The organism is Streptomyces mangrovi, assembly GCF_900114215.1.
Classification (GTDB): domain Bacteria; phylum Actinomycetota; class Actinomycetes; order Streptomycetales; family Streptomycetaceae; genus Streptomyces; species Streptomyces barkulensis.
This window is the reverse complement of the sequence record NZ_FOSG01000005.1, coordinates 177,491-203,135: the sequence shown is the minus strand read 5'-3', so window position 1 is coordinate 203,135 and position 25,645 is coordinate 177,491. Positions and strand designations below refer to the sequence as shown.

Here is a 25,645-nt window from a genome sequence, read left to right as displayed (position 1 = left end):
CCGGCCCCTGGAGGAGGGGCGAGTATGGACCTTGCCTTTGTGGAGTCCGGGCTGCTGGAGAAGTACCTGGACAGTGACGTGATCTCTGCTGAGCAGGTGGCCGCGCTGCTGAAGCGGCGAGGCATCCTCGACGGGACACCGATGTACCTCGACGAGGAGACCCAGACGCCGATCCCTCCGTTGTGCGAGTTCGGCAGGTATCTGTCAACGGCCTTGCTGGACGAGACCACGTTGAAGGACTACGGGCGGGTGGTCGGCAGGGTGGACGATCATCTTGCCGAGCTGAACAGTGATGTCCTGTCGGCGACTGAGTCCGACCTGGTGTCGTACCGCAGCCATCGGACCCAATGGCAGAAGAAGCCGGTCGGCGGGTCGGTCTGGAGCCGTGAGTCATTCGTCCTGGACGATCTCTATGGGTTCCTCGTCGACCGGAAGATCTTGACCCACCGCCCAGCGAGGTTGGCGGCTCGGGGGCGTAACGCCCTGGCCCCGCAGGTCCGTTCGGGCATGGACATCCGACACCTGACGTTCGAGCAGTACCGGTACTTCAGGGATGTGGGACTGGGCGGGCAACTGCCCGACGCTCAGGTGAACCCGACCTTCCGCGGGTGGTCACCACTGCGCGACCGCGCGGGCAGCGACATCGCCCTGGGATCCGGGACGCGCTGGCGGGAGTGGGCGACCGTGCTACTCCCCGAGGTCGGCCTCTGGCCGGGCATGCCGGGCGGGGCGGCGGAGTTCACCGTCCAAGCCTGCGCGAAGTACGCCAAAGCACGCACCATTTACGTGCCGGAAGACGCAGTCGGATCCGCTGAGCTCTTCTGCCTGCTGGAGCGTCCGGACATCGTCTGCCGAGCCGCCCGGAGCTTGGAGCGCAAGGCCCGCGACCTGTTCGTGGTGGGCGAGGTCGACGTCGCCGGCGGCCGCGTGAGGGGCGTCCTGGACGGCGTCGTGCGCGAGTTCCAGATGTCGGCCATGGACGCCAAGTTGCGGCGGATCACCGTCTTCGAGGGGGAGTTCGGCCTGGAGGCCCTGACCTTGTTCGTCTGCCGCGGCGGTCTGATGCCGGGGGCGGACGCCTGGAAGAGCTACCGCCACCGGGCCTGGACGCGCATGACGGACCTCGCTGACGAAACTACGCCGCTGTTGCCGGCTCGACGCTGGCGATGGCACGACCTGCGGCACACCTACGCTCTGCGGCTGTTGACCTATCTGGAGAACATGATGGACGGCGAAGAGCCGGACCTGCAGGCTCGCCGTCGTCGGCACCGGTCGTACTTGACCGGGCACATCCGGCACAACCCGCTGCTGATCGTCAGCCGGCGACTCGGCCATTCAAATCCAGAAACGACCTACGAGTACCTCCAATACACGGACGACCTGATCAACGAGTTCGAGGCCGCGTTCAACGGGTGGGTGGGCGACGACGAGACCTCCTACGCCGCCATTGCCTCCCACGCGATCAGCAGCGCGAAGGGCGGCCGGTGATGTCAACAGCACGGCGTAAGGGCCGAACTCTGCAGGAACGTGAACGGCTGTTGGCAGCTCTGGAAACGCCCGTCCCGCCAGGCGGCACCGGCCCCAGGGTCGTCAGATTCTCCCGCACCCTTCTCGTTGTGGATCCGTCTGACTACCGGTGCTCGCTGCTGGCTATGCAGCTGGCGGACGAGTGGATCGAGTACGTGGCCGCCACCACGATCACGGCCCACGCGAAGGCCTATCAGATGGGCATCAAACGGCTCTGCCAGTACGTGGACAAGGTCTGCGGCCCTGAGGCGGCCGGAAAGAGCCTGACCGACGATGATCTCTTCGAGACGCTGATGGCGTGGGAACTGGCCTTGCCGGAGGACTACGCACCCAGTTCGACCTGGCCCAACACAATAGCCGCGGCAGTGCGCGTCTTGATCGTGCGCCGGGATGACCACGCCGACCGCGTGGTGGCGCCGGCCCTTGCCCGGTTCGCCCGCGGCCCTGCACTTCTTGGCAGCGGAGAGTCGACGGAGCGGGACGAGTTCGAACGCAAGGAGAAGCGGGCTCTGATTCGAGCTGCCTGGCAAAGCGCTCGAGCCACCCGCAAGCGCTTGGAGCAGGGTTGGGCTCGCGCGGGCCAGGGGCGTCATCCGGATCAGGGCAGCTGGACGAGTGTTCCCGACCTGCTCTGGGGGCTGGCCCACGATCAGATCACGCCCGACCACATCCGGCGGCTCGCGCCTCCGCCCCGCGAGTGGCCCGTCGAGCTCCAGGAGTTCACTGCCGGGCAGGGCTGCGTCCCGCACCCGCAGACGGCTCGGCTCCAACTGTGTCGCAAGCTGTTCGCGAGCTTGTATCCCACCACCCTCGACCTGCATGCCTACCGTGTCCTGCTGATGGACGCCACCGGCCATACTTCCGAGGAGGTCACCGGCTTCGGTGAGAAGGATGTCGAGTTCCTGCCCAAGGGCGTCCGGCTGACGCTGGTGAAGAACCGTGCCGGACTGCGTCGGCATCGCGCCTTTCGTGACCGCCCTGCACCCGCCGAGGCGACCCCGGACGACCATGACGAGGGGCAGCTGACCCTGGACGGGGCCCGGCGCGAGGCCAGCGAGATCGTCCGTCAACTCCTCAACCTGACTGCCCGGGTTCGCGCCAAAGCCCCGGACGTTACGGACACGCTCTTCGTCAGTGCCGCCGTCCCCGGGGATTTCACCGCGGTGTTCAACCGATGGGCTCCCCACCGTGTGACGGCGCGGTTCGGCAACTGGCTGGACGCCATGGGCGTCGAGATCAAGGGCGACCGACACATCGGCCGCATGCGGAAATCGGTCAAGGTCGAGAAGGCCATCGTGGCTGAAGGCCGCATCAGTGCCGCCGCGGACGACCACACCGAAGAGACCTTCGCCAATCACTACGCGCAGGGCACCACGTTGCGCATCATGTCTGGGCGGACGATCTCCACCGCCCAGCAGCACTGGTTCGACAAGGCTCTCCACCGCGCCGACGGCCCCACCGTCATCTCCGACACCACGGAGGATGTCGACCAGGACTTGCTGGAGGAATCGGGCCTGTCCGCCCAAGAAGCCGAGGACATCATGGCCGGCCAGCTCGACATGGGCGTCTCTCACTGCAAGAACCCCTATCAGGGGCCTTACAGCCGCCCTGGCGAGCTCTGCGCCGTGGCACCGCTGCGCTGCCTGGAATGCCGCAACGCTTGGATTCTGCCGACCAACCTTCCACAACTCCTCCTCTTCGAAGCGCACTTGAAACGACTCCGTACGCTTCTGACCCCGCAGGCATTCGAGCGGCTCTGGGGGCGGAGCTGGGTGAACCTGGGCGCTGTCCTGGACGACCGCACACCCGAGGAACTGGCCCTGGCCCGCAAGCACATCGAAGCCGGCCAGGCCGTTCTCGACCTGCCGCTGGCCGCGCACACGGAGTTCGACGCATGATCTTGAATCTGCCCCAGCAGCGGCACCCGTCCTTGTTCCGCGACGACGAATCGGTCGTGCAGGGGCGATCGCTCTTGCCTGCGGCCCGCGAGCCCGGTGCCTATGTCCCACGGTTCGGTGACAGCGGCTTCTGGGACTTCAACGGCGTCCTGAAGCGACCGGCCAACGTCGCTGCCAGCAGCTGGAGGGTCTACTTCAGCATTGAGCTGGAGGACCCGTACTGGAACCTGCTGGCCCGCGAATTCATGATGTTCACCTTCAACCCGCGGCATCCCGTGGTTCTCAAGAGCGGAGTCGTCCTCGGCGGCATGGGTGATCCGCGCACTTTGCAGCACATAGCCTCTCACCTGCGAGCGATGGCCCGCTGGGCCCGGAAACACGGACGTCCGGCTCGTCCGGACGGATGGGACCTGGTGGATCTGCGGGAGCACATCGTCGACTTTGCCGCAGACGGCAACTCGCCGGCGACGGTCAGAGGCCACGTCATCACGATAAAGAATCTGGCGGCAGCGGAGCCTGCTCTGAGTCTGCCTTGGCCGGCCGGTGATCCGTGGCCTGGCCAGAGCACCCGCGCCGTCGCCAAGCTCAGTGCCAGCAGGGCCCTTTCCACTCCCGCCGTTCCTCCGGCGACATGGTTTCCGCTGATCCGCGCGGCGTGGGCCTACATTCACGACTTCGCCCCCGACATCCTGAGGGCCGAACAGCGGCTGCGTGAACTCGAGGACGCAGCCTGCCCGAGCCGTGTTGGCATCGACGCGCGTCTGGAAGAGTGGCTTGCCGACCCCTTGAACAAGGTCCCCGTCCACCCTCTGTCCGCCGACGACGAGGCGCCGCGGGTGAACTGGCACCTGCTGACGCTGCATCTCGGCTACGAGAAGCGGGCCCGCACTGCGTTCTCCGAGCGCAACGCCAGCCGCGCCAGCCTGCTGACAGAGCGGCGACGCCGTCTGGTCCTGGCCGCAGTGGCCGAGGGCCGGTTCACCCCCCACGCGTTGACCGGAGAACTCGTACAGGTTGCGCGGTCGGACGGCAGCACGGGGCCCTGGCACCCCGGCATCGGCCCGCGGCAGCTGAACGATCTGAAGACAGCACTGCGCGATGCCGCGTTCGTCCTCGTCGTGGGCCTGTCCATGATGCGCGATTCAGAGATCCACGAGATCCTGCGAGACCCCGTCGTCGAGCACTACAGCACCCCGGCCATCGCGTCCACGAAGATTAAGGGCACCACCAGCCGCCCCGGCAAGCACTGGTGGATCGCCGAACCCCTCGTTGAAGCCCTCGAGGTTGCCGAGGCCGTCTCCCTGCATCCCAAACGTGTCTTCGCCCCGGTCCACACCACCAGACAGGACGGCACCGTCAAGGGGGTCAAGATGCTGGCGGCATTCGTCGAGTTCGTGAACAAGAGCCGGACCTGGACCGGACTCGACGAGATCCCTACCACCTACATCCGCCCGCACATGTTCCGCCGCACGATGGCGATGCTCACCGATCAGTTCCCCAACTCCGAGATCGCCACCGGCATCCAGCTCAAGCACCTCGCCAGGCGGGCCCTCGCCAACGCCACCACCCGCAGCTATGCCGCCTCCGACAGCGACTGGGCGAAGTACCTGGAGGACGCCCTCGACAACGTCAAGTTCCGCAAGATCAAAGACCTCTACGGGCGTCACGCCGCAGGCGAGGAGATCGGATTCGGGCCCGGCGCCGAACGCGTCAAGGACGCTTTCGACCAGATCGAGGCCACTGTCAAGGCCCTCAACGGGGACGCCCGCACCGCCGACACGCTCTTGCGCACGACCAGGATCCACATCCGGTTCGGCATGCTCAACAACTGCACCGCCGATCACACCAACCCCGTTGGCGCCGTCTGCCTCGAGAACGCGATCGTCCCTGAAGGCCATGTCGGCCCGCTCGACGAACGCTGCCGGCCCGACCGATGCGCCAACAGCATGATCGGCCCCGAGCATCTGCCGATCTACGACTCCCATCAGCGCACACAGCTTCAGCTCATCAACAACCCCTCCCTACCGGCCTGCCGCCGTGACCTCGCGGAACGCGAACTAGAGATCACCCGGAACGTGCTCAAAATGGCGGGAGGAGCCCAGTGACAGGCCCCACCGACGGCGATCTCCAAGATCAGGTCAGCCCCAAGACCGCCGCAGCCCTGCGGACGGCGATGACCCGCCTCTTCGAGGGGCGCCCCCTACGGACCGACGGCCGCCTCACGAAGGAGAACCTCTACAAGGAGGCCCAGGTCAGCCGCGCGACCATGAACCGCGCTCACGCGATCCTGGCCGAATGGGACGCGCACATCGCCGCCCACGGCAAGGTCACCCGCAGCGAGGCCAAACGCGACGCGGCCATCGCCGAACTCAAGAAGCGTCTGGCCAAAAAGACCCAGGACTGCACGCTCCTGGAGCGGAAGCTGAAGGCCGCCCACACCGCGATCGCCGCCCTCTACCACGACAACGAAGCCCTGCGGCAGCAATTCAACAGCGATGCCTCGAAGAACGTCGCACCTATCCGACCACTCGGCCCCAACCGACGTCGCTAACTACCCGCAAAACGCATTTCGCGGCGACATCCGACACGACCTCAAAAGTCGGAAGGGGTGAACTTCTAAAATCTTTCTATCTTTGCATCCAAGCAGAAGCCGCAGAGGGAGAGGCCATCATCCACGACAGTCGGGCTTCCGCAAGCGTCGCATTTCCCGAGAGGGCCTTGCGGTGTTCCACACTGGAAGCAAAAGTAGTCAGCGACAGTTCCAGATGCCATCTGCACGTCAGCTACGAGCGATTCGTGTTGGCATTCTGGGCAGTTGGTGATCAGGGCATCTCCACCATCTTTTATGGCCTCGAATATGCTGAGGCCCTGCACGTTCTCGACGTATGCGGCTGCAACGTCACCTCCATCTCGCCAAGCTACTTGACAGAACCGGCAATCGGGATCCCCGTCGACGATTAGCGTCTTTTGCATGCATAGCGGGCAATGCGTGATCTCGTCAGCGAGATCCTTCAGTTCATCGGCAAGTCGGTTCATTCGGGCTGTCAAGAATCTATTGATCGAGGCAAGGCCGTCGCTCACCGATTCCATCTCTCGATCTAGTACTTGCCTCTCCTGTCGCTTGAGCTCCGGTCTGAGCTGATCGCGGACGAACGAGAGTAGGAAATCGAGAACGTTTACGGAGAGCTTCTCCACGGCTGGAGCTGGAACTGTTAGGCCGTAGTGCTGAAGAGCATTTCGCCATTTAACAAGCTGCCTCAGGTCGTTATCGATGGAACCTGTGACCCCTACCTCGATCCCAACTATGTCTTTAAGGCGCTTCAGCGCATCGGGAGTTCCGCAACTCTGGAAATCTCCTTTATTGAACTTATCGAGTGAAGCGTTCTCGAGTTTCTCAAAGACGAGCGTCCAATGCTCAAGCTGGAGGCGCGCCTTCAGTAGTACTTCCGTTGCGGCTTGGAGGTGGAGGATGGCGTATTTTAGATTGCGCGGACTAGGCTTGTCGGCTAGGTGTTCAGTTACGCTCAGGAGGTAGTCGACACCGTTCTCTACGGGCTGGAACTTCAGCTCGACAGGGCCTCGCTTCTTCTTTATGCGGATCACGCGCTTGCGCGGTGCGTCCGCCTCTGAATCACTTTGACCCGAGTCTTGCTTGGGTACCGCGATCGCATCAGGTGAGGTCTGCGGTTCGGTTGCGTTGCGGGCATCGTCAGGGGCTTCAACCGCCTTCGGCAGGCCGAACGGCGGCTCCTCGACTGAACCGGACGAAGCCTCGGCTGCCTGGTCCGTGCCATCATCGGGCGTCTCGGTCACGTGTCTCCCTAGTGCTACCGCGGCGTGAGAAGCGCCAGAGTATCGGCGCAGTTAGGGATAGCGTTTGCCACCTGCGGTTCGAGTCGGTTGGTTGCAGCGCAGGTTGATGTCTCATGAGACATGCTGAGCGCGAAGAAACGGTGCACGCCGACCATGTCGCCGGACTGGCCGGGGTGCTGAGGGGCCGTGCGGTCGGGGCGATCCAGACCACCGCCCGGGGCGAGCCGGCCGGGCAGGCGGCGGCGGTGCGCCGCGAGGCCGCCCGCGCGGGGGTGCCGGTGATCGGGGCGGGGCCGGGGGAGAGGCGCCGGATCGGCGACCTGTCCTGGGAAGTGCTCTGGCCCCGCCGGCCGCCGCCGCCCGGACCGCCCTCCGCCTCGGGCGAGGACGCCAACGACGCCAGCGTCACCCTCCTCGTCCGCGCGGCCGGTCTGACCGTCCTCCTCCCCGGAGACCTCGAACCCCCGGCGCAGCGCGCCCTGCTGGCGGCACACCCCGATCTGCCCGCGGTGGACGTCCTCAAGGTCGCCCACCACGGCTCGGCCCAACAGGACCCGGCTCTGCTGGAGCGGCTGCGCCCCCGCTTCGCCCTCGTCTCCTGCGGGGAGGACAACCCCTACGGCCACCCGTCCCCGAAGGTCCTCGCCGCACTGCGGGCTCTGGGCTCCGCCGTTGCGCGCACCGACACCCACGGCTCCCTGGCCGTCACCGCGGACGGCACGGTGGTCGCGTCGGGCTGAGGGGCCGACTCGCCTCCCTCACCGAAGGCCCGTCAGTGCGTGAGCCACCGCCCGTCACGCATCAGCTCCCGGCCGGCCGGTTCGTTCTCCTCGCGCCAGGCCAGCAGCCTCTCCGGCCGCAGCCGGAGGTAGACTCATCCGGACTTCTCACGCGGGTCCCAGCCCAGTTTCGCGGCGAACGCCTCCGCCTCCCGCCCGGGCAGCTCGCCGGGATCGAGGATCCCGGCGCGGGCATCGATCAGGACCACGTCCCGGGTGTGTCCCAGCGCCACCCGTGCCCGCGCCTCCCGGTCCGCCGCCCGCAGGTTGCGGACGGTGGGCCGGCGGGCGCGGGTGGAGATCAGCAGCGAGCCCTGGGACCAGAGGAACGACAACGGCACGAGACAGGGGGTGGCGTCGGGATTCACCGTGGACACCCAGGCGTCCACGTCCTCCTCCAGCCGCTTCAGCACATCGCGCCTGCGCTGCTCCACCGTACGCGGAGCCGGGTGAGGGGCCGTCATGCGCCGGACGCCAACCGGGGGCGAGGCCCGGCGCATCGGGCGGGCGTCCTGGGCCGCGCGCCCTACTCCCGCCCACCGCCCGGACAACCGTTCCCCGGCCTGTTCGCCGGATGCCGCCCGCCGGTCTCAGTCCCTCTCCAGCCAGCCGTCGTACTCGGCGGCGAGGGCGTCCAGTTCGGCCGGGTCGTACGCGCCGCCCGGGTCGTCGAGGACGACCAGCCACTGGGCGTCCTCCGCGTCGTCCTCGCCGGCCAGCGCCTCGCGGACCGGCCGGGGCTCCTCGGCCAGGCCGAGCCGTTCGGTGACCTCCTCCGCCACCTCCTGCGCGGCGTCGCGGTCGGGGAGCACCAGGATGTGTCGTACGTCGTCCACCGCGCCATTGTGCGACAGCCCCCGAAGCGGCCCGCGGACAGGTCCCGAGTGGTCTACACCGACCTATACAGGCTCATATCAGTCCATACCGGACCCGACCGGTCCCGGAGCCGCCGGGCTGTCGGCGGCTCGTGGGATGCTGGTGCGCGATGGCCGGTAAAACCAGGAAGTCCTCGACCGACGACCCCCTCGCCCCCGTCACGCTCGCGGTGGGCCAGGAGGATCTGCTGCTCGACCGCGCGGTGCGCCAGGTGATCGACGCGGCCAGGGCCGCCGACGCCGACACCGATGTGCGCGAACTCGCCCCCGCCGACCTGCGGCCCGGCACGCTGGCGGAGCTGACCAGCCCGTCCCTGTTCGCCGAGCGCAAGGTCGTGGTCGTCCGGGACGCGCAGGACCTCGCCGCCGACACGGTCAAGGACGTCAAGGCGTATCTGGGCTCCCCGGCCGAGGAGATCACCCTGGTGCTGGTGCACGCGGGCGGCGCCAAGGGCAAGGGGCTGCTGGACGCCGCCCGCAAGGCGGGCGCGCGCGAGGTCGCCTGTCCGAAGATGACCAAGCCCGCCGACCGGCAGGCGTTCGTGCGCGGCGAGTTCCGCGCCGCCGGGCGCTCGGCGACACCGGAGGCCTGCCAGGCCCTGGTGGAGATCCTCGGCAGCGATCTGCGTGAACTGGCCAGTGCCTGCTCCCAGCTCACCGCCGATGTCGAGGGCACCGTCGACGAGGCGGTCGTGGCCCGCTACTACAGCGGGCGCGCCGAGGCGTCCAGCTTCACCATCGCCGACCGGGCGGTGGAGGGCAGGCTGCCCGAGGCGCTGGAGGCGCTGCGCTGGTCGCTGTCGACGGGTGTGGCCCCGGTGCTGGTCACCAGCGCTCTGGCCCAGGGGGTGCGGGGCATCGGCCGGCTGATGTCGGCCCCGCGCGGGATGCGCCCCGGAGACCTGGCCCGTGAGCTGGGGATGCCGCCGTGGAAGATCGACCGGGTCCGCCAGCAGATGCGCGGCTGGTCGGCGGCCGGGGTGTCGGCGGCGCTGCGCGCGGTGGCCGAGGCCGACGCGGCGGTCAAGGGCGGCGGGGACGACCCGGAGTACGCACTGGAGAAGGCCGTCATCACCATTGCCCGCGCGGCCCGCTCCCGCTGAGGCGGAGCGGTGCGGTGCGGTGCGGAGTGATAGTGGTGCGGGGGAGGCGGAACGCGTACTGCCCGCCGCGGGGGATCACGGCGGGCAGTGGGCGTCAGGCTCTCGGCCTGTGACTTCTCGGTGCGCCGCACCCGCGTGGCGAACGCAGGCCGCGTGCGGCGCGATGGGCCGGCACGGAGCGGTGAGAGGGTCCGCTGGATCCCGTTTCGGCACCGGGGTCGGGCCGCCGGCCGGCGGCCCGGGGGTTCAGCCCTTGAGAGCGGAGACCTTCTGGGCCAGCGCCGCCTTCTTGTTGGCGGCCTGGTTCTTGTGGATCACGCCCTTGCCGGCGGCCTTGTCGAGCTTCTTGCCGGCCACGCGCGCGGCCTCGGCGGCCTTCTCGGCATCACCGGCGGCGATCGCCTCACGGGTGCGGCGGATCGCGGTCTTCAGCTCGGACTTGACCGCCTTGTTGCGCTGGCGGGCCTTCTCGTTGGTCTTGATCCGCTTGATCTGGGACTTGATGTTCGCCACGAAAGAGCCTTCTCGGGTTTGATGAGGTGTGATTCCGTGCCCAGTCTCCCCGAGCGGTCCCGTCGCACCGTCCGCGCGCCGGGCCCCGCGCGAGGGCATTGAGACACAGTCGGTCAGGGTACCAGCAGGCCTGATCGGCTCCCAAACCGGACCGTAAGCGCCACTCATGGGACGATGGGGGAGACGTACCGATCCGAGCCATGACCCGACAGGACCCTGCGTGCCCGCGACCCCATCGAACGTGCCGGAGCCGAGCCGTACCGACCCGGCGCTGATCCGCAACTTCTGCATCATCGCGCACATCGACCACGGCAAGTCGACGCTCGCCGACCGGATGCTCCAGCTCACCGGTGTCGTCGAGCAGCGCCAGATGCGCGCCCAGTACCTCGACCGCATGGACATCGAGCGCGAGCGCGGCATCACGATCAAGTCCCAGGCGGTCCGCCTGCCGTGGGCCCCCACCGAGGGTGAGGAGAAGGGGACGCCCCACATCCTCAACATGATCGACACCCCCGGGCACGTCGACTTCACCTACGAGGTGTCCCGCTCGCTGGCCGCGTGCGAGGGGTGCATCCTCCTGGTCGACGCCGCCCAGGGCATCGAGGCCCAGACGCTCGCCAACCTCTACCTGGCGATGGAGAACGACCTCACGATCATCCCCGTCCTCAACAAGATCGACCTCCCGGCCGCCCAGCCGGAGAAGTTCGCCGCCGAACTGGCGCACCTCATCGGCTGCGACCCGTCGGAGGTGCTGAAGGTCTCCGCCAAGACCGGCGAGGGCGTCAAGGCGCTGCTGGACGAGGTCGTGCGGCAGGTCCCGGCCCCGGTCGGCGTCGCGGACGCCCCCGCCCGCGCGATGATCTTCGACTCGGTCTACGACGCCTACCGGGGCGTCGTGACGTATGTGAAGGTCGTCGACGGCAAGCTCTCCAGGCGCGAGCGCATCCAGATGATGTCCACCGGCGCCGCCCACGAACTGCTGGAGATCGGCACCAACAGCCCGGAGATGCTGCCCGCCGACGGTCTGTCCGTCGGTGAGGTGGGCTATCTGATCACCGGTGTGAAGGACGTGCGCCAGTCCAAGGTCGGCGACACCATCACCCAGTTCTCCAAGGGGGCCACCGAACCGCTGGGCGGCTACAAGGACCCCAAGCCGATGGTGTTCTCCGGTCTGTATCCGCTGGACGGATCGGACTACCCCGAGCTGCGCGACGCCCTGGACAAGCTCCAGCTCAACGACGCCGCGCTGGTCTACGAGCCGGAGACGTCCGCGGCCCTCGGCTTCGGCTTCCGCGTGGGCTTCCTCGGCCTGCTGCACCTGGAGGTCATCCGCGAGCGCCTGGAGCGCGAGTTCGGGCTCGACCTGATCGCCACCGCGCCCAACGTGGTCTACCGGGTGGACATGGAGGACGGCACCGAGCACATCGTCACCAACCCCAGCGAGTACCCGACGGGCAAGGTCGCCCAGGTGCACGAGCCGGTCGTCCGCGCGACGGTGCTGACCCCGAACGACTTCGTCGGCGCCGTGATGGAGCTGTGCCAGTCGCGGCGCGGCAACCTGCTGGGCATGGACTACCTGTCCGAGGACCGCGTCGAGCTGCGCTACACCCTTCCGCTGGCGGAGATCGTCTTCGACTTCTTCGACGCGCTCAAGTCCAAGACCCGCGGTTACGCCTCGCTCGACTACGAGCCGACCGGCGAGCAGACCGCCGACCTGGTCAAGGTCGACATCCTGCTGCACGGCGACAAGGTGGACGCCTTCTCCGCGATCGTCCACAAGGACAAGGCGTACAGCTACGGGGTCAGGATGGCCTCCAAGCTGCGCGAGCTCATCCCCCGGCAGCAGTTCGAGGTGCCCATCCAGGCCGCCATCGGCTCGCGCGTCATCGCCCGTGAGACCGTCCGCGCCATCCGCAAGGACGTGCTCGCCAAGTGCTACGGCGGTGACATCTCCCGCAAGCGGAAGCTGCTGGAGAAGCAGAAGGAGGGCAAGAAGCGCATGAAGGTGGTGGGCCGGGTGGAGGTCCCGCAGGAGGCCTTCATCGCCGCGCTCTCCTCGGACTCCGACGGCGGCGGCGACGCCAAGGGCAAGAAGTAGGACCCGCCCGGGACCGGCCGCCCGGGCCGGCCCGGGCGGAAGCCGCAGGACGGAGCGTCCGTGAGGGCGCCCGCAGGCCCGCGCGGGTCTGCGGGCGCCCTCACACGTACGGGCCCGTGCACGGGCGCACGGGTGGCCGACCGGGGTATGTGGTGTATGTATCGCACAGGTCACGGCTTCACGCAGGCGAGGTGCAAGCCCTTTCAAGGCGGGGCCTTCCGTCTTAGGCTGATCGCCCGCTCGGTTGTTACTCGCGAGTCACTCAATACGCACAGAGCAGTACGCACAGCACGCAACCGTTCCACCCCTTCCCACCCCAGCACTCGCGGTGGGCCGAGCCTTGGAGCCACCCCCCTGCACCGTCGCGGGCCCCGGAGGATGTTGTGAGCGACAGCCAGTCCCTGATCCAGAACCGTCCGCCCTCGGTGGCGAACCTCTTCCTGGAGCGCATCGAGGCGACTCCGGACGGCGAGGCGTACCGCTATCCCGTTCCCCCGGCCTCGGGTGAGGGGCCGGACGAGTGGCGTTCCTACACCTGGGGCGAGGCCGCGCGGCGCGTCTTCGCGATCGCCGCGGGCCTGATGGACCTGGGGGTCAGGCCCGAGGAGCGGGTCGCCATCGCCTCGGGCACCCGGGCCGACTGGATCCTGTGCGACCTGGGCGTGCTGTGCGCCGGAGCGGCCACCACGACCGTCTACCCCAGCACCAACGCCGAGGAGACCGCCTACATCCTCGCCGACTCCGAGAGCCGTGTGCTGATCGCCGAGGACGCCGGGCAGCTCGCCAAGGCCCGCGAGTGCCGCGCGCAGCTGCCCGACCTCGCCCATGTGGTCGTCATCGAGGCGGAGGGCGCCGTGGCCGCCGAGGGCGACCCGGAGGGCTGGGTGCTGTCGCTGGACGAGCTGCGCAAGCGCGGTGAGGCGTACCTGGAGGAGCACCCCGAGGCGGTCAAGGAGACCGTCGGCGCCCTGCGCTCCGACCAGCTCGCCACCCTGATCTACACCTCCGGCACCACCGGCCGGCCCAAGGGCGTACGGCTGCCGCACGACGCCTGGTCCTACATGGCCAAGGCCATCGCCGCGACGGAGCTGGTCCGCGCCGACGACGTGCAGTACCTGTGGCTGCCGCTGGCCCACGTGTTCGGCAAGGTGCTCACCGCGGCCCAGATCGAGGTCGGCCACGTCACCGCCGTGGACGGCCGGGTCGACAAGATCATCGAGAACCTCCCGGTCGTGCGGCCCACCTACATGGCGGCCGTCCCCCGGATCTTCGAGAAGGTCTACAACGGGGTCGCCGCCAAGGCGCGGGCCGGCGGTGGCGCCAAGTACAAGATCTTCAAGTGGGCCTCCGGGGTCGCGCGCGAGTACGCCAAGGTCACCCAGGACAACTTCCGCCGCACCGGCACGGCCTCCGCGCCCGCCGGCCTGAAAATGAAGCACGCGGTCGCCGACAAGCTCGTCTACGCCAAGCTCCGCGAGGCCTTCGGCGGAAGGCTGCGCGCCTGCGTCTCCGGCTCCGCCGCCCTGGCCCCGGAGATCGGCTACTTCTTCGCCGGCGCCGGCGTCCACATCCTGGAGGGCTACGGCCTCACCGAGTCCAGCGCCGCCAGCTTCGTCAACCCCGGCGAGGCGTACCGCACCGGCACGGTCGGCAAGCCGCTGCCCGGCACCGAGGTGCGCATCGCCGAGGACGGCGAGATCCTGCTGCGCGGCCCCGGCATCATGCAGGGCTACCACAGGCTGCCGGAGAAGACCGCCGAGGTCCTGGAGGAGGACGGCTGGTTCCACACCGGCGACATCGGTGAGCTGTCGGAGGACGGCTACCTGCGGATCACCGACCGCAAGAAGGACCTGATCAAGACCTCCGGCGGCAAGTACATCGCCCCGGCCGAGGTCGAGGGGCAGTTCAAGGCGGTCTGCCCCTACGTCTCCAACATCCTGGTGCACGGCGCCGACCGCAACTACTGCACCGCGCTCATCGCGCTCGACGAGCCCACCATCATGGGCTGGGCCGAGGAGCACGGGATGGGCGGGAAGAGCTACGCGGAGGTCGTCGGCTCCGACGAGGTGCACAAGCTCGTCGACGGCTACGTCCAGCGCCTCAACGAAGGCCTCCAGCGTTGGCAGACGATCAAGAAGTTCCGGATCCTGCCGCGCGACCTGGACATCGAGCACGGTGAGCTCACCCCGAGCCTGAAGCTGAAGCGGCCCGCGGTGGAGAAGGAGTTCGGCCACCTGATCGAGGAGATGTACGCGGGCGCCCGCGAGGCGTGAGACCCGGGGCGTGCCGCCCCGGCTCGACCCCGGTCCGCCCCCCCCGCCGGGCACTTGCGCCCGGCGGGGGGCGGACCGTACGCGACGATGTGCCGGTGACCCGTCTCACCGGCACATCGGTCTCTACGCCGATCTCGGCCTTCGGAGTCCTGGGAGCCCTGCTGATCCTCGCCATGGCCGTCGACGACCACCGGGCCGGGGCGTCGCCCCTGGGAGTGGTGGCGGCGACAGCCCTCTTCCTCGTGGCCTTCCTCGCGCTCGTGCGCGATGTCCGCGCCGGACGCCGGGCGGCCGTCCGGGAGACGGGCTGAGGCGGGCGGGAGACGGGCTGCGGCGGATCAGTCCGCTCGGACCGCTCGGACCGGTCCGTTCAGTCCACCAGATCGCGGACCACCGCGTCGGCCAGCAGCCGACCGCGCAGGGTCAGCGCCGCGCGCCCGCGCTCGTACGCCTCCGGGCGCAGCAGCCCGTCCGCCAGCGCCCGCCCGGCGGCGCGCGCCCCGGCCGGGGCCAGGACGTCCAGCGGTACGCCGTCCACCAGCCGCAGCTCCAGCAGGATCCGCTCCACGCGCCGGTCCCCCTCGTCCAGCACCTCGCGGCCCACGCCCGGTGAACGGCCCTCGGCGAGCGCCTGGGCGTACGCGCCGGGGTGCTTGGCGTTCCACCAGCGCACCCCGCCGACGTGGCTGTGCGCCCCCGGACCGGCGCCCCACCAGTCGGCGCCCGTCCAGTACAGCTCGTTGTGGCGGCAGCGGGCGGCCTCCGTCACCGCCCAGTTCGACACCTCGTACCAGTCGAGACCGGCCGCCGACAGCATCTCCTCGGCGATCAGATAGCGGTCGGCGTGCACGTCGTCGTCCGTCATCGGCACCTCGCCGCGCCGGATGCGGGAGGCCAGCCGCGTGCCGTCCTCCACGATCAGCGCGTACGCCGAGACATGGTCGGGACCGGCGCCGAGGGCGGCCTCCAGGGAGGCCCGCCAGTCGTCGTCGCTCTCGCCCGGGGTGCCGTAGATCAGATCCAGGTTGACGTGCTCGAAGCCCGCCGCGCGGGCCTCGGCCACGCACGCCTCGGGACGGCCCGGGGTGTGGGTGCGGTCCAGCACGTCCAGCACATGGCGCCGGGCACTCTGCATGCCGAAGGAGATCCGGTTGAAGCCCGCCTCGCGCAGTCCGGCCAGGTACGCCGGATCGACGGACTCCGGATTGGCCTCCGTGGTGACCTCGGCGTCTTTGGCCAGCCCGAACTCCTCACGGATCACGGCCAGCATCCGCCCCAGGTCGGCGGCGGGCAGCAGGGTGGGGGTGCCGCCGCCGACGAAGACCGTCTCCACCGGCCGGGGATCGTCGCCGAGCACCTTGCGGGCCAGCCGCACCTCCTCGGCCAGCGTCCGCGCGTAGTTCTCCCGCGAGGCGAGGGCGCCGCCGGAGCCGCGCAGTTCGCTCGCGGTGTAGGTGTTGAAGTCGCAGTAGCCGCAGCGCGTCGCGCAGTACGGCACGTGCAGGTAGAAGCCGAGGGGGCGCCGCGCCGCGCCCGCCAGGGCGTGCGCGGGCAGGGATCCGTCGGCGGGGACGGGCTCGCCGTCGGGCAGTGCGGAAGGCATGGGGTCCATTGTCCCGCACCCGCACCGGACCCTGCCCGTCCCCGGCCGGCCGCGGGCCGCGGCCGGCCGGGCGGAGGGCTCACCGGCCCCCGGGGCTCACCGGCCGTCCGGCCCGCCCGCCGGTCCGCCCACCGTGACATGGTCGATCAGCCGTTCGACCGGGCCGAGGAGCCCCGGCTCCAGATCCCTGTAGTCGCGCACGCTCCCCAGGATCCGCTTCCACGCCGCACCGGTGTTCTCCGGCCAGCCCAGTGCCCGGCACACCCCCGTCTTCCAGTCCTGACCGCGCGGCACCCGGGGCCAGGCGCCGATGCCCAGGGCGGACGGTTTCACCGCCTCCCAGACGTCGATGTACGGATGGCCGACGACCAGCACGTTCTCACCGGTGACCTCGGCGGCGATCCGGGACTCCTTGGAACCGGGCACCAGATGGTCCACCAGCACGCCCAGCCGGGCCTCGGGAGTGGGACCGAAGGCCTCCACGACCGCCTGGAGGTCGTCCACGCCCTCCAGGTACTCCACGACCACGCCCTCGATCCGCAGGTCGTCGCCCCAGACCTTCTCCACCAGCTCCGCGTCGTGGCGCCCCTCGACGTAGATGCGCCCCGCCCGCGCCACCCGCGCGCGGGCGCCCGGCACCGCCACCGACCCCGAGGCCGTGCGCCGGGGTGCCTCCGGGGCGGGCGGGGCCACCGCCCGCGGCCGGACGAGGGTGACGGCCTTCCCCTCCAGCAGGAAGCCGCGGGGCTCCATCGGGAAGACCCGGTGTTTGCCGAAGCGGTCCTCCAGTGTGACGGTGAACCCCTGCGCCGTCTTCTCGCACCGCACCACGGCCCCGCAGAAGCCGGTCGTGACCTCCTCCACCACCAGCTCCGGCTCGGCGGGCACCTCGGGAGCGGGCCTGTGGTTCCCCGAGGTCCGCTTCCAGGGAGGGGTCAGGTCGGGGCCGTACTGTCTGCTGCGCATGCGGTCATTGTGTTACGCGATCCCTGCTGTGAAACCTGCTGTGAAACCTGCCGCGGCGCCCGTCACACGGTGCCGAAGCGCTCCGCCAGCGCGTCGCGCTGGGCGCGGACGAAGGCGGCTTCCACCACCGCCCCGTGGCCCGGCACGTACCGCGCGTCCTCGCCGCCCAGGGCGAGCAGCCGGTCCAGCGCGGCCGGCCAGTGGACGGGGTGGGAGTCCGGGCCGGCCTGCGGTTCGCCGGACTCCTCCACCAGATCGCCGCAGAAGACCACGTCCGGCCCGCCCAGGACGCCGGGGACCACGACGGCCAGGTCGTGGGCGGTGTGCGCCGGGCCGACGTTGGCCAGGAGCGCCTCCCGGCCGCCCAGCTGGACGGTCAGCTCGCCGGCCACCCGGTGGTGCGGGTGGACGAGCACGTCGACCGCCTCGGCCGCCTCCCGCGGGTCCACGCCGTGCCGCACGGCGTCCTGGCGCAACTCGTCCTTCGAGTGGACCAGCAGGTCCTCGATCCCCACCGCCCCGTAGACCTCCACCCCGGCGAAGGCCGAGGCGCCCAGGACGTGGTCGAAGTGCGGGTGGGTCAGCGCCACATGGGTCACCGGCAGCCCGAAGCGTTCGTGCAGGTACCGCCGGGCGCGTGCGCCGTCGCCCAGCGTCGCGCCCGTGTCGACCACCAGCATCCCCGAATCGCCCGCGACGGCCCCGACCGTCTCGTCCCAGCCGGGCATGCGGCGGCGTACGACTCCAGGCGACAGCTCTTCCCAATCCGTCTCCATACGGCGACGCTAGCGCCATCACGCGGGCGGTGCCCGCCGGGATGTGGCGGGGATCGCCCTCCCGGTCGGTGCCCGCCCTTGCCCCGGCCACGGTCACCGGCCGTACACTGGCACAGGGTGACTGGCACTCGCCGGCCGAGAGTGCCAGGGAACGCCAGGGAACGCCAGGGAAGAGGACCGGAAAGAGAAGGCCGGACGGGAGGTGCGCCAGATGCTCAGCGAACGCAGACTCGAAGTCCTGCGCGCCATCGTCCAGGACTACGTGGGCACGCAGGAGCCGGTGGGGTCCAAGGCGCTGACCGAGCGGCACAACCTCCAGGTCTCCCCGGCCACCGTGCGCAACGACATGGCGGCCCTGGAGGACGAGGGGTACATCGCCCAGCCGCACACCAGCGCGGGCCGTGTCCCCACCGACAAGGGGTACCGCCTGTTCGTCGACAGGCTGGCGGGCGTCAAGCCGCTGTCCAAGCCGGAGCGCCGGGCGATCCAGAACTTCCTGGAGGACGCCGTCGACCTCGACGACGTCGTCAGCCGCACCGTGCGGCTGCTGGCCCAGCTCACCCGCCAGGTCGCCGTCGTCCAGTACCCTTCGCTGACCCGCTCGACCGTCCGCCACGTCGAGCTGCTGCTCCTGGCCCCCGCGCGTCTGATGCTCGTGCTGATCACGGACACCGGGCGGGTGGAGCAGCGCGTGGTGGACTGCCCGGCCCCCATCTCGGAGTCGTCCCTGGCCGATCTGCGTGCCCGGCTCAACAGCCGGGTGGTCGGCGAGCGCTTCTCGGAGGTGCCCGGGCTGGTGCAGGACCTGCCGGAGTCCTTCGACGCCGAGGACCGCGGCACGGTCTCGACGGTGCTCGCCACTCTGCTGGAGACTCTGGTGGAGGAGACCGAGGAGCGGCTGATGATCGGCGGCACCGCCAATCTCACCCGCTTCGTGCACGACTTCCCGCTGACCATCCGGCCGGTGCTGGAAGCTCTGGAGGAGCAGGTCGTCCTGCTCAAGCTGCTGGGGGAGGCGAAGGATCCGGGCATGACGGTGCGAATCGGTCATGAGAATGTTCACGAGGGGCTGACGTCCACGTCGGTCGTCTCGGTCGGTTACGGTTCGGGAGACGAGGCGGTCGCCAAGCTCGGTGTGGTCGGGCCGACCCGCATGGACTACCCCGGAACGATGGGAGCGGTACGCGCAGTGGCACGTTACGTCGGACAGATCCTCGCGGAGTCGTAAGTGGCAACCGACTACTACGCGGTCCTGGGCGTACAGCGCGATGCCTCGCAGGACGAGATCAAGAAGGCCTTCCGCAGGCTCGCGCGCGAACTGCACCCCGACGTCAACCCGGATCCGAAGACGCAGGAGCGGTTCAAGGAGATCAACACCGCCTACGAGGTGCTCTCCGACCCGCAGAAGAAGCAGATGTACGACCTCGGCGGCGACCCCACGGGCGGCGCGGGCCGGGGCGGCGGCTTCGGCGGGGGCTTCGGCAACTTCTCCGACATCATGGACGCCTTCTTCGGCGCCGCCTCCCAGCGCGGGCCGAGGTCCCGCACCCGGCGCGGCCAGGACGCCATGATCCGGCTCGACATCGAGCTGGACGAGGCGGCCTTCGGCACCACCAAGGACATCCAGGTGGACACGGCGGTCGTCTGCACCACGTGCAGCGGCGAGGGAGCGGCCCCGGGCACCTCCGCGCAGACGTGCGACATGTGCCGCGGCCGCGGAGAGGTATCGCAGGTCACCCGGTCCTTCCTGGGCCAGGTCATGACCTCGCGACCCTGCCCGCAGTGCCAGGGCTTCGGCACGGTCGTGCCCACCCCCTGCCCGGAGTGCGCCGGCGACGGCCGGGTGCGCTCGCGGCGCAACCTGACGGTGAAGATCCCGGCCGGCGTCGACAACGGCACCCGCATCCAGCTCGCCGGCGAGGGCGAGGTCGGCCCGGGCGGCGGCCCGGCGGGCGACCTGTACGTCGAGATCCACGAGGTGCCGCACCCGGTCTTCCAGCGGCGTGGTGACGACCTGCACTGCACGGTCACCATCCCCATGACGGCGGCGGCACTGGGCACCAAGGTCCCGCTGGAGACGCTGGACGGCCTGGAGGAGGTCGACATCCGGCCCGGTACCCAGTCCGGCCAGTCGGTCCCGCTCCACCAGCGCGGCGTGACGCATCTGCGCGGCGGCGGCCGCGGCGACCTGATCGTCCATGTGGAGGTCCAGACGCCGAACAAGCTGGACCCGGAGCAGGAGGAGCTGCTGCGCCGCCTGGCCAAGCTGCGGGGCGAGGAACGGCCGACGGGCCAGTTCCAGCCGGGGCAGCAGGGGCTGTTCTCGCGGTTGAAGGACGCGTTCAACGGTCGCTGAGGCGCGGTACTGAGGCGGGGCGGCCGGCCTCCGGCGGGCGTGGCAGGATGCCGTCATGCCCACCGAGCTGATCACCCCGGCCGCCCGGCCGGTGCACCCCGCCGGGCGGCCGGTGTGACCGCCCCCGTCTTCCTGGCCGAGACCGCCGCCCTGGCCGGTGCCGTTCCCGGCGCCGTGCTGGCGCTGGAGGGGCCCGAGGGCCGGCACGCCGTCGCGGTACGGAGGCTGCGCGCGGGCGAGGGGATCGTCCTCACCGACGGGGCGGGCACCGGGGCCTTCGGTACCGTCGCGGCCGTCGAGGGGAAGGACCGGCTGGAGGTCGCCGTCACCGAGGTGCGCACCGAGCCGGAGCCGCGCCCGCGGATCACCGTCGTCCAGGCCCTGCCCAAGGGCGACCGCGGCGAGCTGGCCGTGGAGACGATGACGGAGACGGGCGTGGACGCGATCGTTCCCTGGTCCGCGTCGCGCTGCGTCACGCAGTGGCGGGGCGAGCGCGGGCAGAAGGCGCTGCGCAAGTGGCGTTCCACCGCGCGCGAGGCCGGCAAGCAGTCGCGCAGGCTGCGCTTCCCCGAGGTCGCCGAGCCGGCCGGCACCCGGCAGCTGCTCCCGCTGCTGTCGTCCGCCGCCTTCGCGGCTGTCCTCCACGAGGAGGGGGCACTCCCGCTGGCGGCCGCCGAGCTGCCGGCCGAGGGCGAGCTGGTGCTCGTCGTCGGCCCGGAGGGCGGGGTCACCCCGGAGGAGCTGGAGGCGTTCGAGCAGGCGGGCGCGCGCCCGTACCGGCTGGGCCCGAGCGTGCTGCGCACCTCCACGGCGGGCACGGCGGCGGCGGCGCTGCTGCTGGGACGCACCGGCCGCTGGTCCTGATCACCCGCGCCGCGGCCGGGGTACGATCGGCGCTGCGTGACCACCGATCGACCCACCTCACAGCGGGAGGCGCCACCGTGGCGGAGGAACCGCAGGCGGACTGCCTGTTCTGCAAGATCGTCGCGGGGGACGTCCCGGCGACGATCGTCCACGAGACCGACACCACGCTCGCCTTCCGGGACATCAATCCGCAGGCGCCCACCCATGTGCTGGTGATCCCCAAGGAGCACCACCCCGACGCCGCCGCGCTGGCCGCCGCGGCCCCGCAGCTGGCCGCCGACGTGCTGCGCGCGGCGGGCGAGGTCGCCGCGCAGGAGAACATCGCCCCGCCCGGGGGTGCCGCCGTCGGCTACCGGATCGTGTTCAACACCGGTGCGGGCGCCGGGCAGACTGTCTGGCACGCGCACGCCCACGTGCTGGGCGGACGCGGCCTGAACTGGCCCCCCGGGTAAGCCCGTTGTCCGTACGCGAACTGGTCGTGCTGGGCACCGCCAGCCAGGTGCCCACCCGTCGGCGCAACCACAACGGCTACGTCCTGCGCTGGGACGGCGAGGCGCTGCTGTTCGACCCCGGCGAGGGCACCCAGCGTCAGATGCTCCGCGCGGGTGTGGCCGCCCACGACCTCACCCGGCTGTGCGTCACCCACTTCCACGGCGACCACAGCCTGGGCCTGGCCGGGGTCATCCAGCGCATCAACCTCGACCGGGTGCCGCACCCGGTCACGGCGCACTACCCGGCGAGCGGGCGGCGCTTCTTCGACCGCCTGCGGTACGCCACCGCCTACCGTGAGACGGCCGAGCTGCGCGAGGAGCCGGTCGGCGCCGACGGCACGCTGGCCGCCACCGCCGCGTACACCCTCCAGGCGCGGCGTCTGTCCCATCCGGTGGAGTCCTACGGCTACCGCCTGGTCGAGCCCGACGGGCGGCGGATGCTGCCCGAGCGGCTCGCCGCCCACGGCATCTCGGGCCCGGACGTCGGCCGCATCCAGCGCGAGGGCGAGCTGCGCGGGGTCACCCTCGACGAGGTGAGCGAGACCCGTCCCGGGCAGCGCTTCGCCTTCGTGATGGACACCCGGCTGTGCGACGGCGTGCACGCGCTCGCCGAGGGCTGCGACATGCTGGTCATCGAGGCCACCTTCCTCGACGAGGAGGAGGCCCTGGCGCAGGAGTACGGCCACCTCACCGCGGGCCAGGCGGCCTCCGCCGCGGCGCGGGCGGGGGTGCGGCACCTGGTGCTCACGCACTTCTCGCAGCGCTACGACGACCCGGCCCGGTTCGCCGCCCAGGCCCGGGAGGCGGGGTTCACCGGGGAGCTGACCGTGGCCGAGGACCTGATGCGGGTGCCGCTGCCCCGGCGGCGCTGACCGCTGCCCGCACCCCCCTTCCGCACCCGCAGCCGCACCCGCGCCCGTCCCGGCCCGCTTCCGGCCGCGCCGCCGCGCGCCTCTTTCCGGAAACGTACGGGCACCCTTGACGTCCTCCTCCGCCGTACCTAATCTCCGTCTCCGCACATGGACAGGGTTCACATAGGAGAACAGGCCGGTGGTGGGGCGGCCCCGACCCGGGCGCCCGCCGCAGTCGGCCCCGACCCGACAGGAGTCGCCGATGAAGGACCTGACCGTCGCCGAGGTGCGCCTGACCCCGATCCTCGTCGCCGACCCGCCACTGCTCAACACCCAGGGCGTCCACCAGCCGTACACCCCGCGTCTGATCGTCGAGGTGGTCACGGCCGGCGGCGTCACCGGGGTCGGGGAGACCTACGGCGACACCGAGTACCTGGACCTGGCGCGCTCCCTCGCCCGGCGGCTGCCCGGGCGTCCGGTCAGCGACCTGAACGGGCTGCTCGCCCTCGCCGGTGAACTCCCCCTGGACGGCCACCGGACGGACGGCTCGGTGGACGTCGGCGGACTGCGCGGCGTCCAGACCGCCGGCAAGCTGCGGCTGTCCGTCGTCTCCGGCTTCGAGGTGGCCTGTCTGGACGCCCTGGGCAAGGCGCTGGGGATGCCCGTGCACGCCCTGCTCGGCGGGAAGGTGCGCGACCGGGTCGAGTACAGCGCCTACCTGTTCTACCGCTGGGCCGAGCACCCCGGCGGCGCGGCGCGCGGGAGCGACGAGCGGGACGCCGCCGGCGACGACTGGGGCGCCGCCCTCGACCCGGCCGGGATCGTCGCCCAGGCCCGCCGCTTCGCGGCCGGCCACGGCTTCGGCTCCTTCAAGCTCAAGGGCGGGGTCTTTCCGCCCGAGGAGGAGACCGCCGCCGTCCGGGCACTCGCCGAGGCCTTCCCCGGCAGCCCCCTGCGCCTGGACCCCAACGGCGCCTGGTCGGTGGAGACCTCCCTGAAGGTCGCGGACGAACTGCGCGACGTGCTGGAGTACCTGGAGGACCCGGTCACCGGCACGCCCGCGATGGCCGAGGTCGCCGCACGGGCCAAAGGGCTGCCGCTGGCCACCAACATGTGCGTGACCACCTTCCCGGAGATCGCCGGGGCGTTCACCACCGGCGCCGTCCAGGTGCTGCTCAGCGACCACCACTACTGGGGAGGGCTGCGCAGCACCCAGCAACTGGCCGCGGTCTGCAGCGCCTTCGGCGTCGGGGTGTCCATGCACTCCAACACCCACCTGGGTGTCAGCCTCGCCGCCATGACCCATGTCGCCGCCACCGTCCCCGGCCTGGAGCACGCCTGCGACACCCACTACCCTTGGCAGACCGAGGACGTACTCACCGAGCGCATCGCCTTCCGCGAGGGCGCCGTCACCGTCCCCGACGCGCCCGGCCTGGGCGTCGCCCTCGACCGCGACCGCCTCGACGCACTCCACCGCCGCTGGCTGGCCGACGACGGCTCGATGCGCGACCGGGACGACGCCGCCGCCATGCGCCGGGCCGATCCGGAGTGGAAGGCCCCTTCAGTACCGCGCTGGTGACGCCGTACGCAACTCCCGGCCGGCCGCCCGCGCCGATCGTGCACACTGGCCGCATGCTCGACCCGCTCGCCTCGCTCCGCACCCCCGACGACCCGCCCTGCGACGTCTATCTGACCGGGACGGTCTTCCTGGACATCATCTTCACCGGCCTGGACTCGGCGCCGGTGCGCGGCACCGAGTCCTGGGCGCGGGGCATGGGGTCGAGCCCCGGCGGCGTCGCCAACATGGCCACCGCCCTGGCCCGGCTCGGCCTGCGCACCTCGCTCGCCGCCGCCTTCGGCGACGACATGTACGGCGAGTACTGCTGGGAGGCGCTGGAGAAGGGTGAGGGCATCGACCTGTCACTGTCACGCACCGCGCCCGGCTGGCACTCGCCGGTCACCGTCTCGATGGCCTACGAGGGCGAGCGGACGATGGTCTCCCACGGGCACGAGGCCCCCCGGCCCGAGGAGCCCGCCCCCGGCGGCCCGCCCGCCGCCCGCGCCTGTGTCGCCGCCCTCCAGCCCGGCAGGCGCCAGGAGTGGATCGCGCGGGCGGCCCGGGCCGGCAGCCGGGTCTTCGCCGACGTCGGCTGGGACGAGACCGGCCGCTGGGACCCGGACGACCTCGCCGATCTGGAGCACTGTGAAGCGTTCCTGCCCAACGCCGGGGAGGCGATGCGCTACACCCGCACCGACTGCCCCCGCGCCGCCGCCCGCCGCCTCGCCGAGAGGGTGCCGCTGGCCGTGGTGACCATGGGAGCCGAGGGCGCCGTCGCGGTGGACGGCGCCACGGGCGAGACCGCCGAGGTGCCCGCCATCTCGGTGGAGGCGCTGGACCCCACCGGCGCCGGGGACGTGTTCGTGGCCGGTTTCGTCACCGGCACCCTGGCCGGCTGGCCGCTGGCCGACCGGCTGGCCTTCGCCGGACTGACCGCCGCCCTGTCGGTGCAGGAGTTCGGCGGCTCGCTGTCCGCGCCGGGCTGGGCCGAGGTCGCCGCCTGGTGGCAGCGCGTGCGCGACTTCGACGAGCAGGATCCGGCCGCCCTGAGCCGCTACGGCTTCCTGGACGCCCTGCTGCCCGGCTGCGCCCGGCCGTGGCCGCTGCGCCGCGCGGTGCCGACCATCGGCTTCCGCCGGCCGTGACGTGGCCCGTCCGTGAACCGCCCGCGGACCGCCCGGGTACCCGCCCGCGGTGCCCGGACGCGGAGCCGGGGCGCGGAGCCGGGCATACAAATCGCTACTGACCTGTCAGCGCCACGTCGTACCCTGGAAGTCCAGGCGAGCGACGGCCACAGACCG

The 25,645-nt window shown here is 70.7% G+C and carries 22 protein-coding genes and 1 pseudogene; 16 read left to right on the top strand and 7 right to left on the bottom strand.

The genetic code is table 11. From position 1 onward, the window contains the following. Positions 1–24: 24 nt before the first annotated feature. The 4 genes from BM237_RS29810 to BM237_RS09340 all read left to right on the top strand — a co-directional run bounded on the left by BM237_RS29810 (position 25) and on the right by BM237_RS09340 (position 5,976). Complete coding sequence (locus BM237_RS29810) at positions 25–1,488, top strand: site-specific integrase (RefSeq protein WP_245793510.1); 1,464 nt, start codon at positions 25–27, stop codon at positions 1,486–1,488. 128 nt (positions 1,489–1,616) lie between these two features. After that, the gene (locus BM237_RS09350) at positions 1,617–3,425 is read left to right on the top strand and encodes a hypothetical protein (protein ID WP_245793509.1); all 1,809 of its coding nucleotides are present in this window, start codon (positions 1,617–1,619) and stop codon (positions 3,423–3,425) included. Further along, positions 3,422–5,530 (top strand): integrase, encoded by a 2,109-nt coding sequence (locus tag BM237_RS09345; protein ID WP_093849080.1) that lies wholly within the window; start codon positions 3,422–3,424, stop codon positions 5,528–5,530. The genes BM237_RS09350 and BM237_RS09345 overlap by 4 nt, the downstream gene beginning before the upstream one ends. Further along, positions 5,527–5,976, top strand: a complete 450-nt coding sequence (locus BM237_RS09340) for a hypothetical protein (protein ID WP_093849079.1) — start codon at positions 5,527–5,529, stop codon at positions 5,974–5,976. The genes BM237_RS09345 and BM237_RS09340 overlap by 4 nt, the downstream gene beginning before the upstream one ends. A 65-nt stretch (positions 5,977–6,041) precedes the next feature. Here BM237_RS09340 and BM237_RS28960 read toward each other — a convergent pair whose 3' ends face one another. Continuing rightward, positions 6,042–7,238: a zinc ribbon domain-containing protein gene (locus tag BM237_RS28960; RefSeq protein ID WP_139238079.1), complete on the bottom strand. Its 1,197-nt coding sequence runs from the start codon at positions 7,236–7,238 to the stop codon at positions 6,042–6,044. A 143-nt stretch (positions 7,239–7,381) separates the two neighbouring features. On the opposite strand from BM237_RS28960, the pseudogene BM237_RS09335 reads away from it, so the two are divergent. Continuing rightward, a pseudogene (locus BM237_RS09335) lies at positions 7,382–7,978 on the top strand (ComEC/Rec2 family competence protein); the annotation flags it as partial. A gap of 134 nt (positions 7,979–8,112) precedes the next feature. Here the strand turns inward: BM237_RS09335 and BM237_RS09330 are convergent. After that, positions 8,113–8,481 (bottom strand): pyridoxamine 5'-phosphate oxidase family protein, encoded by a 369-nt coding sequence (locus BM237_RS09330; protein WP_342746219.1) that lies wholly within the window; start codon positions 8,479–8,481, stop codon positions 8,113–8,115. A 126-nt stretch (positions 8,482–8,607) separates the two neighbouring features. After that, a complete protein-coding gene (locus BM237_RS09325; RefSeq protein WP_093849078.1) occupies positions 8,608–8,853 on the bottom strand; it encodes a hypothetical protein in 246 nt (81 codons plus the stop codon). 149 nt (positions 8,854–9,002) lie between these two features. On the opposite strand from BM237_RS09325, the gene holA reads away from it, so the two are divergent. Beyond that, complete coding sequence (gene holA / locus BM237_RS09320; RefSeq protein ID WP_093849077.1) at positions 9,003–9,995, top strand: DNA polymerase III subunit delta; 993 nt, start codon at positions 9,003–9,005, stop codon at positions 9,993–9,995. 246 nt (positions 9,996–10,241) lie between these two features. On the opposite strand, the gene rpsT is transcribed toward holA, so the two are convergent. Continuing rightward, complete coding sequence (gene rpsT / locus BM237_RS09315) at positions 10,242–10,508, bottom strand: 30S ribosomal protein S20 (protein ID WP_093849076.1); 267 nt, start codon at positions 10,506–10,508, stop codon at positions 10,242–10,244. A 220-nt stretch (positions 10,509–10,728) separates the two neighbouring features. On the opposite strand from rpsT, the gene lepA reads away from it, so the two are divergent. From lepA to BM237_RS09300, 3 genes are all read left to right on the top strand, one after another. Beyond that, a complete protein-coding gene (gene lepA, locus BM237_RS09310; RefSeq protein ID WP_093849075.1) occupies positions 10,729–12,606 on the top strand; it encodes a translation elongation factor 4 in 1,878 nt (625 codons plus the stop codon). 383 nt (positions 12,607–12,989) lie between these two features. Then, positions 12,990–14,879, top strand: coding sequence for an AMP-dependent synthetase/ligase (locus tag BM237_RS09305; RefSeq protein WP_093849074.1), 1,890 nt, complete (start codon positions 12,990–12,992; stop codon positions 14,877–14,879). Between the two features lie 95 nt (positions 14,880–14,974). Beyond that, positions 14,975–15,190, top strand: coding sequence for a hypothetical protein (locus BM237_RS09300; RefSeq protein WP_093849073.1), 216 nt, complete (start codon positions 14,975–14,977; stop codon positions 15,188–15,190). 59 nt (positions 15,191–15,249) lie between these two features. Here BM237_RS09300 and hemW read toward each other — a convergent pair whose 3' ends face one another. From hemW to BM237_RS09285, 3 genes are all read right to left on the bottom strand, one after another. Then, positions 15,250–16,482 carry a radical SAM family heme chaperone HemW gene (gene hemW, locus BM237_RS09295; RefSeq protein ID WP_093849072.1) on the bottom strand — a complete coding sequence of 411 codons (1,233 nt, stop codon included), beginning with the start codon at positions 16,480–16,482 and terminating at the stop codon, positions 15,250–15,252. Between the two features lie 96 nt (positions 16,483–16,578). Continuing rightward, positions 16,579–17,448 (bottom strand): DUF3097 domain-containing protein, encoded by an 870-nt coding sequence (locus BM237_RS09290; RefSeq protein WP_093849071.1) that lies wholly within the window; start codon positions 17,446–17,448, stop codon positions 16,579–16,581. Positions 17,449–17,510: 62 nt separating this feature from the next. Continuing rightward, the gene (locus BM237_RS09285) at positions 17,511–18,224 is read right to left on the bottom strand and encodes an MBL fold metallo-hydrolase (protein ID WP_093849070.1); all 714 of its coding nucleotides are present in this window, start codon (positions 18,222–18,224) and stop codon (positions 17,511–17,513) included. 211 nt (positions 18,225–18,435) lie between these two features. On the opposite strand from BM237_RS09285, the gene hrcA reads away from it, so the two are divergent. The 7 genes from hrcA to BM237_RS09250 all read left to right on the top strand — a co-directional run bounded on the left by hrcA (position 18,436) and on the right by BM237_RS09250 (position 25,489). After that, the gene (hrcA, locus tag BM237_RS09280; protein ID WP_093849069.1) at positions 18,436–19,452 is read left to right on the top strand and encodes a heat-inducible transcriptional repressor HrcA; all 1,017 of its coding nucleotides are present in this window, start codon (positions 18,436–18,438) and stop codon (positions 19,450–19,452) included. Beyond that, complete coding sequence (gene dnaJ / locus BM237_RS09275) at positions 19,453–20,580, top strand: molecular chaperone DnaJ (protein WP_093849068.1); 1,128 nt, start codon at positions 19,453–19,455, stop codon at positions 20,578–20,580. Positions 20,581–20,694: 114 nt separating this feature from the next. Continuing rightward, the gene (locus BM237_RS09270) at positions 20,695–21,444 is read left to right on the top strand and encodes a 16S rRNA (uracil(1498)-N(3))-methyltransferase (protein ID WP_093849067.1); all 750 of its coding nucleotides are present in this window, start codon (positions 20,695–20,697) and stop codon (positions 21,442–21,444) included. 77 nt (positions 21,445–21,521) lie between these two features. Continuing rightward, positions 21,522–21,896 carry a histidine triad nucleotide-binding protein gene (locus BM237_RS09265; RefSeq protein WP_093849066.1) on the top strand — a complete coding sequence of 125 codons (375 nt, stop codon included), beginning with the start codon at positions 21,522–21,524 and terminating at the stop codon, positions 21,894–21,896. Positions 21,897–21,901: 5 nt separating this feature from the next. Further along, on the top strand, positions 21,902–22,807 hold the full coding sequence (locus tag BM237_RS09260) for a ribonuclease Z (RefSeq protein WP_093849065.1): 906 nt from the start codon (positions 21,902–21,904) through the stop codon (positions 22,805–22,807). A gap of 241 nt (positions 22,808–23,048) precedes the next feature. Continuing rightward, positions 23,049–24,365 (top strand): glucarate dehydratase family protein, encoded by a 1,317-nt coding sequence (locus tag BM237_RS09255; RefSeq protein ID WP_093849064.1) that lies wholly within the window; start codon positions 23,049–23,051, stop codon positions 24,363–24,365. Between the two features lie 53 nt (positions 24,366–24,418). After that, positions 24,419–25,489, top strand: coding sequence for a PfkB family carbohydrate kinase (locus tag BM237_RS09250; protein ID WP_093849063.1), 1,071 nt, complete (start codon positions 24,419–24,421; stop codon positions 25,487–25,489). Positions 25,490–25,645: the final 156 nt, after the last annotated feature.

Excerpts from the sequence above, each read along its gene's own strand:
- hemW (WP_093849072.1), bottom strand. The coding sequence starts at position 16,482 with ATGCCTTCCGCACTGCCCGACGGCGAGCCCGTCCCCGCCGACGGATCC.
- hrcA (WP_093849069.1), top strand. The coding sequence starts at position 18,436 with ATGCTCAGCGAACGCAGACTCGAAGTCCTGCGCGCCATCGTCCAGGAC.
- BM237_RS09285 (WP_093849070.1), bottom strand. The coding sequence starts at position 18,224 with ATGGAGACGGATTGGGAAGAGCTGTCGCCTGGAGTCGTACGCCGCCGC.
- BM237_RS09345 (WP_093849080.1), top strand. The coding sequence starts at position 3,422 with ATGATCTTGAATCTGCCCCAGCAGCGGCACCCGTCCTTGTTCCGCGAC.
- holA (WP_093849077.1), top strand. The coding sequence starts at position 9,003 with ATGGCCGGTAAAACCAGGAAGTCCTCGACCGACGACCCCCTCGCCCCC.
- BM237_RS29810 (WP_245793510.1), top strand. The coding sequence starts at position 25 with ATGGACCTTGCCTTTGTGGAGTCCGGGCTGCTGGAGAAGTACCTGGAC.
- BM237_RS09255 (WP_093849064.1), top strand. The coding sequence starts at position 23,049 with ATGAAGGACCTGACCGTCGCCGAGGTGCGCCTGACCCCGATCCTCGTC.
- BM237_RS09290 (WP_093849071.1), bottom strand. The coding sequence starts at position 17,448 with ATGCGCAGCAGACAGTACGGCCCCGACCTGACCCCTCCCTGGAAGCGG.
- BM237_RS09330 (WP_342746219.1), bottom strand. The coding sequence starts at position 8,481 with ATGACGGCCCCTCACCCGGCTCCGCGTACGGTGGAGCAGCGCAGGCGC.
- BM237_RS09250 (WP_093849063.1), top strand. The coding sequence starts at position 24,419 with ATGCTCGACCCGCTCGCCTCGCTCCGCACCCCCGACGACCCGCCCTGC.